Genomic DNA, 16,172 nt, shown 5'->3' with positions numbered 1-16,172 from the left:
GTTTGTTCCTTCAGCTCTCCTTCTTTAAATACTTTTCGATATAAAGGTAAGGTTCGTCCTTTTGTTGCTACCTCAGCGCTGAGCATCTGAATTGCTCTATCATCTTTCATAAAGCAAACATCAATAACAATGGGTGGTTTGGTGTCTTGAGATAAATAGGTGAAAACATAGCCTGATAATGCTCTATAAAGACTACCTAACTCTTCATGTAAATTTTTATTACCTTCTAAGCGGTCTACTTTTTTTATTTTATGTTTTATATCACTCGGCCCTTGGAGTGAGCGACCTATTTGACTCAACGACAAATTTTGACTGTCCCTTAGCGCCATCGAAACGTCTAATACCGCATTAATTCGATTTTCATGAATAAATGGACATCCTTCAACTAAGGCATTAAATAATAGCTTTTCAGCGAACATTTTCTATCTATACCAGTAAAAAATGTCTATTTGATCATTATGTCTCTCAATCTGCAACTCTTTTACTCATTTTCGTGGGGATAAATCAGCTCGGGATGACGTGGCATAGCCGTCAGGCTAAGGAATGGCGTGGGGGCTTCAAAGCAAGCGGGCTTTTTCCGGCATGGTTTCGTAGGCTTTTTGTATATATCCGTCCTGGGACAACATAATAGCAATCGGTCTAGTCTTGTCAAAATGCGCGAATATAATCATCATCATTACCGTAATAGGTACTGAAAGAAACATCCCCAGAATTCCCCACATCGCACCCCATAATGCCAAGGCAAATAAAATTACCAGAGGGCTTAAATTTAGTGATTTGCTCAAAAAACGCGGCTCAATGATATTGCCAATGATAAATTGGATAGTGGTTAATCCTATTGAGACGATAATAAAGGGTAACCAGTTATCGAACTGTATCAGCGCCAGTAAAGCCGGAAACAGAGTGGCAATAATTGCACCTATATTAGGAATAAAATTGAGGAAAAAGATGAGCAAGGCCCAGAATTCTGCAAAATCCAAACCCACTATTTTCATAATAATCCAACTGGTCAGCGCGGTGACCAGACTAATTAAGGTTTTTAGACCGAGATAGGTTTGAGTATCTTTAACAATATGCCCCAAAATGTTATTAACCAGCTGACGATTATTCGACTCCTTAATCATGGCATTTAATTTTTGCTCAAAATAATGCTGCTCCACAAATAAAAAAACGACATATAAAATAATTAATACCGCCGAACTGGTCACTGAACTGAACACACCATATATATTGACCATGATCTCCTGGATGCTGAGGCTTTTTACGAAACTATCAAATTTGGCCATGATTTTTATATTAAAATAATCATCTATTTTATTAAAAATAGCCATCAGGTTTTCCTGATAACGCGATGAGGCCTGAATGACATCGCTGACATTATTCCCAATAATATCCACCAATACTTTAATCAATAAGGCGACGGCGAGAAACGCAAGAATCTTGCTTAGCCAGTCAGGAACCCGCCCTTCAACACCTGGTATTTTTTTTACAAAAACATAAATTGTATTTAATAAGTGCCAGATAAAAATAGCGACAACCAGTGGAATAATGAGACTTCTGCCGACAATCAGTAAATAACCGATTATCCATACCATAATTAAACCTGCGGCGAACGACACAGTTCGATTCATGTATTGGTCACTCCTTTGATATTCGGCTCATTCTAATAGCTCCCGCAGCAAAGCAAAAGCTTCTAAATCATAAAAAAATTGTAACTCTCAACGTCATCCTGAACGCAGTGAAGGATCTCCTGAATCTGGCTCAGTTCTTAGCAGTTTGAGATCCTTCACTGCGTTCAGGATGACGTAAGGGGTTACAAAAAATTTATAAAACTCAACTGTGAATAAATTCTTTAAAATTCCCTAACCATCGTGTCGCAATTTGCTCAGCAGTATCAACCGATTCCTGCAGCAATTGTCTGGCGGCTTCTGCAACCTGCGGCAGCAAAGCCGCATCGCGCTGCAGATTAGCGATTTTGAATTGCCGGTATCCGGTTTGCCGGGTTCCCAGGATTTCACCGCTGCCGCGAAGTTGTAAATCTTTTTCTGCGATGATAAATCCATCATTGGTGGACTTCATCACCCGCAAACGTTCGCTTCCTGACTGGGAGAGAGGTGACTGATAAATTAACAGGCAAAAGGACTGACTATTACCCCGCCCTACCCTGCCTCGAAGCTGGTGTAACTGGGAAAGCCCCAGCCGCTCGGCGTTTTCAATGATCATCACACTGGCATTGGGAACGTCTACACCCACTTCAATCACCGTAGTCGCCACTAGCAAATCAATTTCACCCTGTTTAAAAGCAGCCATTGTGGCTTCTTTTTCTACGGCTTTCATTCGGCCATGAACAAGACCCACTCGCGCCGAAGGCAATTGGGCCTGCAAATTCTCAGCAGTCACAGTCGCTGCCATACACTGAAGTTTTTCTGATTCTTCAATCAAAGTACAAACCCAGTAAGCCTGTGCTCCACTGGCGAGGGCTGTCTCAAGCCGTTCAATGATAGAGTCACGCTTCTCCTGACTGATTACCACAGTTTGTACGGGCATGCGTCCAGGGGGTAATTCATCAATAATGGAAATATCAAGATGAGCAAACTGAGTCATCGCCAGGGTTCTTGGAATGGGGGTTGCCGTCATTAATAGTTGATGAGGAATAAGTGAATCAATCCGCCCTTTTTGCTGCAGTGACAAGCGTTGTTCAACACCAAAACGATGCTGCTCATCAATAATGACCAGACCCAGTTTGGCAAACTCCACCTGTTCCTGAAACAGTGCATGCGTTCCAATGAGCAGGTGGCCATCATTTGAATGCAGCTTTTGCAAAGTTTCCCGACGCTCTTTAAGCTTCATTTTTCCGCTAAGACGAAGGCAATGAATTCCCAAAGGCTCAAACCAGCGTTGAAAATTAAAAAAATGCTGCTCACTAAGTAAGTCGGTCGGCGCCATAAAAGCGGCCTGATAACCATTCTCAATAGCATGTAAGCTGGCTAAAGCCGCTACAGTGGTCTTCCCGCAGCCGACATCCCCCTGGACTAGCCGAAGCATGGGTTTTTCCATTACAAGATCTGCGCTTATTTCAGAATCAACCCTTAACTGAGCAGACGTCAGCGGATAGGGAAGATTGGCAATAAACTGTGCTTTCAAATCCCTTTTATCCTTGAAACAGGGAGCCGATAAATGATTGCGGTGCAGCCTGGCGAATTGCATGCTTAGGCGCTGCGCCAATAACTCCTCAAAAGCCAGTCGCTGCATGGCCGGGTGCTTGCCCTCCTCCAGCAAGGAGAGAGCAATATCCGGAGGCGGCTGGTGTAAAAGCATTAAAGATTCGTGAATTGAAGAAAAATTCAGACTCCTCAACTGCTGCTCGGTCATCCATTCCAGATCCTGCAAAACTGGCTGACTGGCGGCAAGCGCTAATTTCACTAATTGGCGAAGACGGCTCTGGCTTAAACCTTCTGTGCCCGGGTAAATCGGCGTTAAGGTCTCCTCCACCCGCATATCCTGTTCATCTTCTAATAATCGATATTCGGGATGGATCATTTCCAGCTGATGAGAGAATTCCTTGACTTCACCAAAAGCACGCAGTAAATGGCCTGGCTGCAATGCCTTGACCTGGTTTTTGTTAAAATGAAAAAATCGAAGTTTGATGACTGCCGTTTTGTCTTCCACATAGCAATAAAGCATCATCCGTTTGCCGTACTTAACTTCTGTTTTGCAAATACGTCCCATAATAACGGCGTGATCATCAGGTCTTAAATCACAAATAGCAGTCACCCGCGTTCTGTCCTGATAACGGAAAGGCAGATGAAAGATTAAATCAGCGATGGTATTAATCCCGCAGTTTTGCAATTTGCCGGCCAGCGCGGGGCCAACGCCGGCTAATATTTCACAGGGTTGTGATAGCACGTTTATAAATTAAATATAAATAAACATCATAACAGAAATCTCAGCTTGAAAACTCATTTTTTGGATTTTCGTCCAAAGCCGCGGTCTCCTGTTTATAATATCTTTTCGTTTCCTTTCCTCTGGAGAAAAAAGTTATCCAGTCATTTTTCTTTTTACTTTGGTTCAGGCAAAGCTCCATATTCGTGCGAGCATCGGCATAAGAGATTTTTTTTTCCTGGGCATTGCATGAATATTCCCATAGTTTTCCAATTGTTCCAGGTACTCGCTTTTGAGTTTTATCGGGAAGAGTAATATTGACACCACCGCCCCCCATACCCCACAAACCTACTTTAAATGGATGATTTATAATTATCTGGCGTTGCCTTTTGACCCAGTCTTTTGCATCTTTTTCAACGGCATTAATCAGTCGCTTCCTGAACTCTTTACGGTGCTCGGGGTGAATTAGAGATTCGATGGTTTGTCTGGCGCGCAGATCACCATAAGATTTGATGGTAGCCTGTACTTCCTCTTCCCCAAAAATATCAAACAGCATGCTTTTCCTGTGAATATCTTTCACTGGATTAAGCAAAGTGGCCAACGTACAATAGTTTTGACTGACCACAGTTCTTAATTGCTCTGCTCCTACAACATCTTTCAAATACTCCAAATGGCAATCCAGCGGGAGCGCGCTTAATTGCACAGCCAGAGATGAGCTTGATTTTGCAAAAAGGCGTAACTTTTCAATGCTAAACAGAGTTTGCAGAAATTCGAGATGGTGGATTTCCAAGGGCTTGAGAAATTTTAGCAATTTATCATAATGAAACTCTTGCGAAACCAGAACATTTAACTTCTCCTGGCCAACAATCGTTGACAGGAAGTCTGGAATAAACTCAGGTTTTATGGATTTAAGATACATTTCCAATGTGTAGAAACTATCAAGATAGACGCGCAGTTTTTCCGCAGAAGCGATAGTTACTATCTCCCGCTGAGCCTTTGCGCTTCCAAGAACATCCAGCAATTTAAAAAATTCGTATTCATTTTGAATTTTGCTAATTTTCGACTCGAAACGTCTCAGACATTTTATCTGTCCATTCTCTGTTTGCAGACTCCTCAACAGGAATTCGATCGTTGCGATATTCAGGTTGGCTATTGGCGCTACTTCAATCATTTCGAGGAGCTGCTCTTCATTAAAATGGCTTAAGATATCTTGAAAGCCCTGACGGATATTTTCCTGATTTGCACTAATGCATAACTCATACACGGATTCCGGCACAAAGTGTTCAACACAAAACGCCGCAAATTCTGGATGTGCTGCCTGAGACACATATCGCAATGCCTTTGCTGTAGTGCGCGCTTCGTCAATATTTAAAGGAGGTCTGCCAAGCGCTTTCTCGATCACCGCAGCCAGATGAAACAATCGCCTGGTGGCTATAAAATCCTCAAAGAAAAGGCGTTGCCAGTGCTCAATTTCAATGATGTCTGATTTCGGTGGGATATAATTTAAAAAAGACTGCCAGCTTCCCTGGGTTACACACTTCCTGTCCAGACAATCAAGCGTGGTTTCGATATGCCAGCCAAAACATAGTAATACATTGTAGGCATATCTGAAGGAATCGACTTTTTCCTGAGGCTTTTCATTGATCTGAAGCGTCTCAAAAAGAAAATAATAGCTTTTAAAGGCATTGAATAAACTATACGAAATTTCTTTAAAGTAAGAGTGTTGCTGATTGAGCAAGCCAAACATAACCTGGAGATGAGAATCGCTGGCTACATGCGCATAGCCCCTATCCTGTGAATCCGGGTAAAGCGTTTTATATAAATCAACATTTAAAGCATAGATATAGCCTTTAAAACCTGAGTTTCTAGAATAAGAGGCAAAAAAACGGTCAGCTTCAAGTATTTCTTCTTTAGTTAAAGACTCCCAGCGGAATAAATAACGGTACAATTGTTTAAACATAGACATTCTTGTTTGAACGAAAGGCTCAATAAAAACAAAATTAGCAGTTAAAATCAATGAATCTGCTATTTTCTCTCTTTTAAACCAGTCGCAATCGGCGTTACACCGATATTCGGATTAATACCGCAGTCATCGAGTATTTTTAGCAGGTTATTGCCACGCCGGGTCAGACGGGTGATGCAATACTCTTCCAGATAGCTTCTTAAGATATAATAATAATCCGGGAGGGTTAGCAGGGTCAGAATTTTTTCAGCCCGCATCAAATGATGTGGATTGCTATAGTCGCAGGACTGATAAAGTACTGCCGCCAACATGGAACAGATACTGGCCTGCCTTAGACTGTTTGCACGGTAAAAGCGGTGGATTGCATCATCTAATGCTCTGTCTTTATCCCACTCAACCCAGGTATCATATAAAGCCAGCGCTGTATCCACTGAAAAATGCTTATTTTCCTCCAGTTCCTGCAGTGCATAAGCCACAGGCACGATAGCCTGTATATTGGCCCAGGAGCAGTTACCGGTGATTTGGGAACTGATTGGCATTTGCAGAACAGGGCTCAATCCCAGTAGTTGATTAATAGTTTGATGAAAGAAACTGCGCGGTTGCTTTTTATAAAGAAACTCCCTTAAAAAAGGCAGATTAACCGCATCAGGCCGCCCTAAACGGTATATATTAACAGAGCCTTCCTTTAAACTGTTTTCACCCCGGTCAATTTTAGCCCACCAGTTTTTATAGCGTACAAATCCCAGTGCATGCCCGCGGCTCGCAGCCGGAAGAATGAGAATGGGTGACTTAAGTAAGTTATTCAGATGCGCAAAATGCTGCTCGGTGAATACTGGTTGATGCTGTAGCTGCAACAGCTCAGCAGCGGCACTAAAGCCATCCATAATGGTGTACAACAAAGGAAAATAGCCCCGCAAATGCCGGGTTGAATAGGAACTGATAAAGCGTCGCAGCGAATCCTTCAGAATAGCGACAGTGAATTCCAGAATGAAGCCTTCATAATCAAGCTCGACGAATTCATTATCGGCATTGACAATATCTACATCCCCCTGCAATTCAAAACGATGCCCCAGCAATTTACCCAAAATAAAATCAAGGGCAAAATCAAGTCTTGCGCCATGTTGATAAAGAATCTGCTTTAAACTGTCCTGACTGCGTAAAACCGGGTAGACCAGAATAGACAACCCGGCGTTAGTATAGGCGTTTGGATTGGCCCGATGTTCCAGCAATAGACGCGTCATATTCAAATCATTATTGTCTACCGCCCAATGCAAAGGAGTCCGTCCAGTGACGTCCGGCTTATTAACATTGACTCCTCTGCCGAGCAGCTGAGCTGCAATTTCAGGCCGTTTGGCGACTGCGCATTCGATTAAAGGCGTAAACCCATACTCGTCTATATCATCAAGAGATTCGCCCTGTCGCAGATAGAACTCAAAGTCAGGCATGCGGCCGCTAATAATATCATTTGCAATGGTCATTAATTAGGACTCGGTCTTGGTGCGGTGAACTTGGGCATATTACCCAATCGCAATTGTTTTTCCTGTTCCTGTTTACGCTTTTCATTATCAAATTCCCGACGCGCCTCCGAATTCAGCGGCGGTTCAGGGTTAACATTTGGATCATAGCCATCATAGCGCTGATCAGCCAATAGGGGATGCTGCATGATCGAGTTCTGCAACTCACCTTCCGGGCTTCTGTTCACTTCCTCGTCATTGTGTTCGCGTGCATGAACTCTCGCCAGCCTGCGATGTCCATCCTGTTCGAGTAAACGCCGTTTACGCTCAGTGGAACGGTTTTCATCAACCAGATACGAACTCTGATCTGAGCGATCAGGAATATCGACACCTGGGAGCCCCCTCGCCCTGCCGCGGTTCAATACATCAATAACCGTCAATCGAGCAGCATCAGAGGCCAGTGTTAATTTTTTTCCGTCAGAAAAAACCGCACGATAAAGATTACCACTTGCAGTCGGGGTCAACCGCTCTGTGGTATAGGTATTGTGATTGGCATTATGAATATTAAGCCAGCTTTTTCCCTGATCTCTGCTGATTTGCCATTGAACAAAAACAGCGGACGACTCCGATTGTGCCACAGCCGAAAACGTGGCTCTGTACCCGGCATTCATGGTTTGATCCCGGGGATGCTGGGTGATTACAAAATCTTTTGGTTGTTTTGTCCGCCTCTTGAGCAATGACATTTTCGTTGCCTACATTAAGAAACTAATAAAAGTATAGGTTATTCAAACCTGACTATTAAACTTTTTCAACCGGGTACCGCCTTTCATGCATTAGTATTTACACATCTCTGAAAACGCAGTCAGCTCTGAGAATGTTCATTAAACTGTGTCATTACTCACAGCACGCCGTCATCTCGAACACAGTGAGAGATCTCCGAATGCTGGCACAAACCAAGATTTGGAGATCTCTCACTGTGTTCGAGATGACGTGACATGACACAGTTTGATGAACACTCTCAAAATTTTCAGACAGGTACTGGCTATATAAAAACTCCCGTTTGTTTATATTTGGGCCTTTTGTTTCAAATTCAAGTCTTTTCGATTACAAATACTCTCTTTGTAAAATTTCAGCAATCTGAACCGCATTGCTGGCAGCACCTTTTCGGATATTATCAGCAACAACCCACATATTAAGCCCATTCGGATGGGTGATATCCTGTCTGATACGTCCTACAAATACTTCATCGCGACCGATCGCATGAGTTATCGGCGTTGGGTATTTCAGTTTTTCCCGATCGTCGACCAAGACCACGCCGGGCGCTTTTTTCAGTAGTTCTCTTGCCTTTTCTACCGATAAGGGTGCTTTGAGTTCGAGATGTATTGCTTCTGAATGACCATATAAAACAGGAACTCGCACAGTTGTCGGGTTGACAAGAATACTATCATCTTCCATGATTTTCCTGGTTTCCCAAACCATTTTCATCTCTTCTCTGGTGTAGCCATTTTCCTGAAATTCATCGATATGCGGCAGCACATTAAAAGCGATTTGCTGGGGATAGACTGAGCTTTTGGGCGGACGGCCGTTAAGCAGCTCTCCTACCTGCTCAATCAGTTCTGAGACCGCTTTTTTTCCGGTTCCAGAAACTGCCTGATACGTTGCCACGTTAATACGGGAAATTCCCACTGCATCATGTAAAGGTTTCAGGGCTACAACCATCTGAATGGTGGAGCAATTGGGGTTGGCGATAATATTTCGATTTTGGTAATCCCTGATGCGTTCTGGATTTACTTCAGGAACGACTAAAGGAATATCGTCTTCGTAACGAAAGCAGGAGGTGTTATCGATGACAATGCAGCCAGCTTCTGCGGCGATCGGCGCATAATGTTTGGAAACACTGCCGCCCGCTGAGAATAACGCAATGTCCACATCATGAAAATTAAAATGCGCCAAATCAAGCACATCGAGCGTTTGACCATTAAATTGAACCGTTTTTCCGACCGAGCGCTCGCTGGCTAAGGGATAAAGATTATCCACTGGAAAATCACGCTCTTCCAGTACAGCTAATAAGGTTTCTCCGACAGCCCCTGTGGCTCCTACTACCGCTATATTTAATCGCCTGCTCATACTTTACCCCGTTAATTGTATCGATTATTACTGACTGTTTTGAGCACGATGCCGTAAGAAATGGTCCATTAGCACCAACGCCATCATTGCTTCTGCGATTGGAACCGCACGAATCCCGACACAGGGATCATGGCGGCCTTTTGTCACCACAGTCACTTCTTCGCCATGTGTATTAATGGTTAGTCCGGGTTTGACAATACTGGAGGTAGGTTTTAAAGCCATACTGACTTTAAGCTCCTGTCCTGTGGAAATTCCTCCCAGTATGCCGCCGGCATTATTTGTTAAAAAACCCTCTTTGCTCATTTGGTCACGATGTTCGCTGCCTTGCTGAGTGACTGATTGAAATCCAGCGCCTATTTCTACGCCCTTGACCGCATTAATAGACATCATTGCAAAGGCAAGGGTTGCATCCAGTTTATCAAAAACAGGATCGCCAAGACCCACAGGAATATTCCTGCCAATAACAGTTACTCGAGCACCTACCGAATCGCCCTGCCGTCTTAAATCATCAATATAATTTGCCAGCTCTGCGGGCTGATGATGATTTGGGCAGAAAAAAGGATTTTGCCCGATAGCGCTTTCATCGACAAATTCCAATTCAATTTTACCCATTTGCTGCAAAAAACCGACGATATCAATGTTAGCAAACTGTTTCAGATATAATCGGGCGATTGCCCCTGCAGCAACACGCGCCACTGTTTCTCTCGCCGAAGAACGACCGCCTCCGCGATAGTCGCGATGCCCATATTTATGATGATAGGTGAAATCGGCATGACCTGGCCGAAACAAGTCCTTGATATCATTATAATCTCTTGAACGTTGGTCGGTATTGTGAATGACTAACGCGATGGGTGTGCCGGTAGTTTTTCCTTCAAACACACCCGACAAAATCTGCACCGTATCGCTTTCCCGACGCTGGGTGGTGTATTTTGACTGACCAGGTTTTCGCTTATCCAAAAAGGGCTGTATCAGCGCTTCCGACAACATTAAGCCGGGAGGGCAGCCGTCCACGATACAGCCCAGTGCCGGCCCGTGGCTTTCACCAAAAGTGGTCACCTTAAAAAGCGTTCCAAATGTATTGCCGCTCATTCGCCTTGTTTTCCAAAATATGATTTTAATTGCTGGGCAGTCAGCAGGAAAACACCATGCCCCCCATGCTCAAAATCGAGCCATATGAAATCCAAATCAGGATAGGCTTCAATTAAAGCCTCTTCGCTATTCCCCACTTCAACAACCAGAATACCATGCTCAGTCAGGTAATGATGGGCATTTGCCATAATTTTTTCAACAATGGCCAGCCCATTTTCTTCACATTCCAGCGCCATTTCCGGCTCATGGCGATATTCCTCAGGCAGTGTGGCCATTTCCTGAGATCCAACATAGGGCGGATTGGAAACAATAATGTCATAGCGCACAGCCGGTACTTTTTCCCAGCAATCAGACTGTATCAGTTGCAGCTGCTCTTCCATTTCATGTTTTTGACGATTTATTCTGGCAACTTCCAGAGCTTCAGAAGACAAATCGACTGCGTTAATCTGAGCATCAGGAAACACATAGCCACAGGCAATAGCAATGCAGGCGCTGCCAGTACAGAGATCGAGTACTCGATGCACCTGATTCGCATCAATCCAGGGTGAAAACTGATGATTAATTAATTCAGCAATTGGAGAACGTGGAATCAGAACCCTCTCATCTACAAAAAAAGGCAAACCGCAGAAAAGAGCTTCCTGGATTAAATAAGCAACCGGAATACGCTCAATAATACGTTTGGCTAAACGCTCAGCCAGCATTTCTTTCTCGGCTGAGGTCAGACGGGCAGACAGAAGCTGCCTGTCTACAGAAATCGGAAGGTGAAGGCTGGCGGTAACCAGCCAGAATATTTCGTCCCAGGCGTTATCGGTTCCATGACCATAATAAAGCCCTGATTTGCTCGCCTCGCTGTAACCAAAACGCAGAAAGTCAGAAATGGTCTCAAAATGAGCGGTTGATTGAATATACGACATATAGAAAATTCCACGAATAGATTAGCTGAAATTGGTAACTCCCAGGTACGTCATCCTGAGCGTAGCGAAGGATCTCAAGCTGCCTGGAGTTGAGCCAGATTCAGGAGATCCTTCACTGCGTTCAGGATGACGTACCTGAGGAGTTACTGAAATTGTACAAAAAAAATGGCGCTCTGGATATTACTTCCAGTGGCCGGCTTGTTACGGCTCAGCCAGGCTTTAAAACACAATCCGTATTAATCGCCCTCTCGGCCAAAGGAGTCACCGCAGAAAAGATTGGGCTTCCTTTGGCATTTTGGATGGACGTCAGCACTGAATCCGTGGGCATTTGAAAATGGGTTTCAAGCAGGCGACCTTTTTGCTTCAATTGCGCTCGATACAATAAATTATCCGGGGATAATTCCAAAGCCTGCTCCAGGACGAATATCTCATCGCGCAACAGTTTAGTCTCTGCAAGCAACTGTTTGTAACGAACAATATATTCGGCCATCGCATTCAGATTGGGCTCTTCCAAATAAGTCAGCACAATAACATTCGGCTGCCAATGGATATCAAATAACTGTAAATCATCCAATGCGATGTTTTCGAGAAAGCCTTTTTGTGCTGCTTCCGGGAGCGATCTGATTAACCGAATAAAGCCCTGAATATAATAATGCTCCTGCAGATTGAAAAGACTGCCAAGCTTCAGGCGCATGAACAATGGGCTTAAAAACAGTTTAAAATCATTTTCAATACCAAAAGTCCATATGTCGCTTAACTGCTGCAAATAAGTTTGCCAAAGAATCCCGGCTGCTGATTTTCCAGTCATGATGGGTCGCTTCCTTTTTCTCCTATTATCCTTTAATCACAGAAAAATGCTAATCCAAAGCAAAAGAACAGTCCTTAAGTTTTACCCACTTTGTTTTTCTAAACCATTTATGGATTAGCCACACAGCAATAAACAAAGGCAGGCCAATATAGGAAATCAGCAAGCCATACCAGTCAACAGGTGAAGCAGAAAACGCTTTATAATTTTGGCCGCCAATAACAATAAGGCAAAGCATAAACGCCAGCAACGGCGCATAGGGATAGGCCTTGGCCTTGTAGGGCAGGTTTTTAAGCTCATAGCCTTTTAGAAGATAAGCCTTTCGGAAACGATAATGACTCACTGCAATTCCCATCCAGGCGATAAACCCAGCCAGACTGCCGGCATTCAGTAACCATAAATAAACGCGTCCATTTCCAAAAAAAGACGAAAAGAAAGCCAGCAATGCGACACCGGCTGTGGCGATTAGTGCTGCCATGGGCACTCCCCTGCGATTAACCCGGCTGAACACAGAAGGTATATGCCCTTGTTTTGCCAAAAACCAGAACATACGGCTTGCCACGTAAATTCCTGAATTTGCCGTCGATAAAATGGCTATTAAAATGACAATATTCATGAAACTTGCGGCAAAGCCATAATGCTTGAACACCAGAGTAAAGGGACTCATTAACACACTGCTTTCAATCAACTGAGGCGAAGTATAAGGAATTAATAAACTGATAATCAGTAGTGAGAGAACAAAAAACAGCAGAATACGCCAGAAAATCAATTGAATTGCTTTGGGAACATTTTTCTCGGGATTCTGACTTTCTCCTGCAGCAATGCCAATTAACTCCGTACCCTGAAAAGAAAATCCAGCCACCATAATGGCAGCAAAAACGCCAAAGACACCGCCATGAAAAGGCGCATCTCCAATATGCCAGTTTTTGAAACCCACAGGTTCATAGGCTGTTAATCCGGTGATCATGCCTAAACCTGCAACAATGAATAGAATGATTACTGCAATCTTGATAAAAGAAAACCAGTATTCCGCCTCACCAAATGCTTTGCTGGAAATCGCATTGAAACCAATCACCAGAGAGAGAAACAGTGAACACCATATTAAGGAGGAACTCTGTGGAAACCAGTATTGCATAATGATGGCGGAAGCAGCTATTTCAGAGGCAATAGAAACTGCCCAGCTATACCAGTAATTCCAACCGAGGGCATAACCCAGCGAAGGATCGACAAAGCGTGTTGCATACACATAAAACGAGCCGGAGGTGGGCATAAAAGCCGCCATTTCACCAAGGCTCGTCATCAGAAAATACACCATACAACCTATGAGAAGATAAGCAAACAGGGTTCCGCCTGGACCTGCAAGCGACAGGGCATTGCCGCTTCCAAGAAAAATTCCTGTTCCAATAGAACCGCCCAGAGTAATCATACTGAGTACACGCGCATTCAGTTTACGGTGTAAACTATGACCCTCTTGTGTATTGTTCATTCCAAATCCTTTTAGAATCAAAAACAAAAACTGATTAATTATTCAAAAACTGACAAAGTAGCTGCTGGAAATGATGCGTACCCTGCTCTTTGGTTGGAGAAAACCGTCCGCTATCATAAAAACGCGAGCGGATTCCTTTTTGCACTGATTCAACTACCGCCTCATCTTCTCGCTCCACTTTATCCAGTTCACCACCCGCACCCAGCCCTAATTTGGATTCATCCAGAACATAAGTTAGAAAAGAGACTTTACTCAAGCCGGGATTAATCGGCTTAACCACATTTACAGAGCATCCCCAGGGATAAAAGTTCAACATGGTGTTTGGAAAAATCCAGTAATAGTAAGCAGCGACTTCCTTTCCATAGTCAACAGCATTTTCAGGCAATTCAAAACTGATTTCCCCCTGCGAGGCCAAAGCCAGTTGCAAATTGCAATAGGGATAAATTTCGGTGGTATAAGTCGTACAATCTATAGCTTTTCTTAGTGAATGATGTACGAATGGTATATGTAAAGCTTCCAGATAATTTTCGCAATAAAGCGCCCAATTCGCTTTAACCAGATAATCACGCGAACGATTCACATCTAGACGCATTTTTTCCATGGGTAGCCAGAATAATCGATCCCTGATTTCAGCGATGACGCTTTCAAATGGAATTAGTGGATTTAAAGAAGCAAAAATAAATGGATCAAAACAGGCAAAAGGAACCTGCGTTAAATCATCTTTTTCAGAAGGAAAATCCTGTGTCTGTTCAAACTCAGGCATGTGTAAAAATTTCCCGCATAGATTAAACCGCCGACCATGATAGGCGCATTTTATTTTCTGAGCGCTGCAGGGTTGCTCTATTAAAATTTTCCCTCGATGAGTGCAGACATTACTCAGGCAATTTAAGCGGCCCTGCTCATCTCTCGAGAACAGCAGCGGCTCATCAAGAAATCCCTGCAGCAGCGTAAACGGCACCAGCTGCTGCTCCAAATACAAATTCTCCATTCCCATGCAAAACTGCCAGCTGCGAGCAAAGATTTTTTCTTTGGCCAGTTCAAACCAGACAGGGGAAGTATAAAACTCGGAGGGAATTGTCTTTGCTTTTGCGATATCGGGATTAATCGTTAACATCTTTAGTTAGTCCTTTACTAATACTAATTCAATCAAATCATCTCAACCTCATCCTGAACGCAGTGAAGGATCTCCTGAATCTGGCTCAGTTCTAAGCAGTTTGAGATCCTTCGCTACGCTCAGGATGACGTACATGACGCTCAGGATGACGTACTGGCGGATTTACAAAATATTGCACTTTTCCTATTTCATTTCAACGTCATCCTGAACGCAGTGAAGGATCTCCTGAATCTGGATCAGTTCTGAGCAGGTTGAGATCCTTCGCTACGCTCAGGATGACGTACCTTGGGAGTTACAAAATATTGCACTTTTCCTATTTTCGTTTCAACGTCTTCCTGAACGCAGTGAAGGATCTCCTGAAGCTGGCTCAGTTCTAAGCAGTTTGAGATCCTTCGCTACGCTCAGGATGACGTACCTGGGGAGTTACAAAATATTGCACTTTTCCTATTTTCGTTTCAACGTCTTCCTGAACGCAGTGAAGGATCTCCTGAAGCTGGCTCAGTTCTAAGCGGTTTGAGATCCTTCGCTACGCTCAGGATCTGATTTATCCCCACGAAAATGTATAAAAGAGTTGCAGGTTGGATGCCTTAGTGATCAAATAGGCATTTTTTACAGATGTAGATAGAAAATGTTTACTGAAAAGCTATTATTTAATGCCTTAGTTGAAGGATGTCCATTTATTCATGAAAATCGAATTAATGCGGTATTAGACGTTTCGATGGCGCTAAGGGACAGTCAAAATTTGTCGTTGAGTCAAATAGGTCGCTCACTCCAAGGGCCGAGTGATATAAAACATAAAATAAAAAAAGTAGACCGCTTAGAAGGTAATAAAAACTTACATGAAGAGTTAGGTAGTCTTTATAGAGCATTATCAGGCTATGTTTTCACCTATTTATCTCAGGACACCAAACCACCCATTGTTATTGATGTTTGCTTTATGAAGGATGATAGAGCAATTCAGATGCTCAGCGCTGAGGTAGCAACAAAAGGACGAACCTTACCTTTATATCGAAAAGTATTTAAAGAAGGAGAGCTGAAGGAACAAACGCAAGATTTTTTAAAAGAACTAGCTCATTGTATACCAACTGATCGCAAGGTAATTGTGATTATGGATGCTGGATTTCATTGTGAATGGTTTGAAACAATTGACTCATTTGGATGGTTCTGGGTGTGCCGAGTTAGACAGGGGAAAAGCCTTAAATTTGCAGACTCTGAGGATTGGTTAACGGTCAAAGACTTTATATCTCAAATTAAAGAAAAAACAACAAATTATGAGCGTGTATTGCTGACCAGGCGCCATGAATATTATTGCCGATTAGTGACAACCAAGCGTGCACC

12 protein-coding genes and 1 pseudogene are annotated in these 16,172 nt (G+C 43.3%); 1 reads left to right on the top strand and 12 read right to left on the bottom strand.

What is annotated here, in order from left to right:
* The 12 genes and pseudogenes from E1O89_RS15200 to E1O89_RS15145 all read right to left on the bottom strand — a co-directional run.
* Positions 1 to 419, bottom strand: a pseudogene (locus E1O89_RS15200) (hypothetical protein); the annotation flags it as partial.
* A 138-nt stretch (positions 420 to 557) separates the two neighbouring features.
* Positions 558 to 1,631 carry an AI-2E family transporter gene (locus E1O89_RS15195; RefSeq protein ID WP_133140898.1) on the bottom strand — a complete coding sequence of 358 codons (1,074 nt, stop codon included), beginning with the start codon at positions 1,629 to 1,631 and terminating at the stop codon, positions 558 to 560.
* 202 nt (positions 1,632 to 1,833) lie between these two features.
* The gene (recG, locus tag E1O89_RS15190) at positions 1,834 to 3,906 is read right to left on the bottom strand and encodes an ATP-dependent DNA helicase RecG (protein WP_133140897.1); all 2,073 of its coding nucleotides are present in this window, start codon (positions 3,904 to 3,906) and stop codon (positions 1,834 to 1,836) included.
* A 40-nt stretch (positions 3,907 to 3,946) separates the two neighbouring features.
* Positions 3,947 to 5,842: a hypothetical protein gene (locus tag E1O89_RS15185; protein WP_133140896.1), complete on the bottom strand. Its 1,896-nt coding sequence runs from the start codon at positions 5,840 to 5,842 to the stop codon at positions 3,947 to 3,949.
* A gap of 65 nt (positions 5,843 to 5,907) precedes the next feature.
* Positions 5,908 to 7,323 (bottom strand): Dot/Icm T4SS effector AnkH/LegA3, encoded by a 1,416-nt coding sequence (ankH, locus tag E1O89_RS15180; protein ID WP_133140895.1) that lies wholly within the window; start codon positions 7,321 to 7,323, stop codon positions 5,908 to 5,910.
* On the bottom strand, positions 7,323 to 7,970 hold the full coding sequence (locus E1O89_RS15175) for a hypothetical protein (RefSeq protein ID WP_133140894.1): 648 nt from the start codon (positions 7,968 to 7,970) through the stop codon (positions 7,323 to 7,325). Before E1O89_RS15175 ends, ankH begins: the two co-directional genes overlap by 1 nt.
* Before the next feature lie 433 nt (positions 7,971 to 8,403).
* Entirely contained in the window at positions 8,404 to 9,426 is a 1,023-nt protein-coding gene (locus E1O89_RS15170; RefSeq protein WP_133140893.1) for an aspartate-semialdehyde dehydrogenase, read from the bottom strand.
* A gap of 27 nt (positions 9,427 to 9,453) precedes the next feature.
* Positions 9,454 to 10,515: a chorismate synthase gene (gene aroC / locus E1O89_RS15165; protein WP_133140892.1), complete on the bottom strand. Its 1,062-nt coding sequence runs from the start codon at positions 10,513 to 10,515 to the stop codon at positions 9,454 to 9,456.
* Positions 10,512 to 11,429: a 50S ribosomal protein L3 N(5)-glutamine methyltransferase gene (gene prmB / locus E1O89_RS15160; RefSeq protein WP_133140891.1), complete on the bottom strand. Its 918-nt coding sequence runs from the start codon at positions 11,427 to 11,429 to the stop codon at positions 10,512 to 10,514. Before prmB ends, aroC begins: the two co-directional genes overlap by 4 nt.
* A gap of 208 nt (positions 11,430 to 11,637) precedes the next feature.
* Positions 11,638 to 12,237 carry a hypothetical protein gene (locus E1O89_RS15155; protein ID WP_133140890.1) on the bottom strand — a complete coding sequence of 200 codons (600 nt, stop codon included), beginning with the start codon at positions 12,235 to 12,237 and terminating at the stop codon, positions 11,638 to 11,640.
* A gap of 49 nt (positions 12,238 to 12,286) precedes the next feature.
* A complete protein-coding gene (locus E1O89_RS15150) occupies positions 12,287 to 13,720 on the bottom strand; it encodes an amino acid permease (RefSeq protein ID WP_133140889.1) in 1,434 nt (477 codons plus the stop codon).
* 34 nt (positions 13,721 to 13,754) lie between these two features.
* Entirely contained in the window at positions 13,755 to 14,834 is a 1,080-nt protein-coding gene (locus tag E1O89_RS15145; protein WP_133140888.1) for an SRPBCC family protein, read from the bottom strand.
* Between the two features lie 628 nt (positions 14,835 to 15,462).
* Between E1O89_RS15145 and E1O89_RS15140 the strand changes: the two genes are divergently transcribed.
* Positions 15,463 to 16,172, top strand: a 710-nt coding sequence (locus E1O89_RS15140) for a transposase (protein WP_165483180.1), incomplete at its 3' end; no start/stop codon positions are given.

This window comes from Legionella genomosp. 1 (assembly GCF_900640215.1).
GTDB classification, from domain to species: Bacteria; Pseudomonadota; Gammaproteobacteria; order Legionellales; family Legionellaceae; genus Legionella_C; species Legionella_C quinlivanii_A.
Note: the sequence above shows the minus strand (reverse complement) of the source record. Positions and strands in the feature narration are given on the sequence as shown.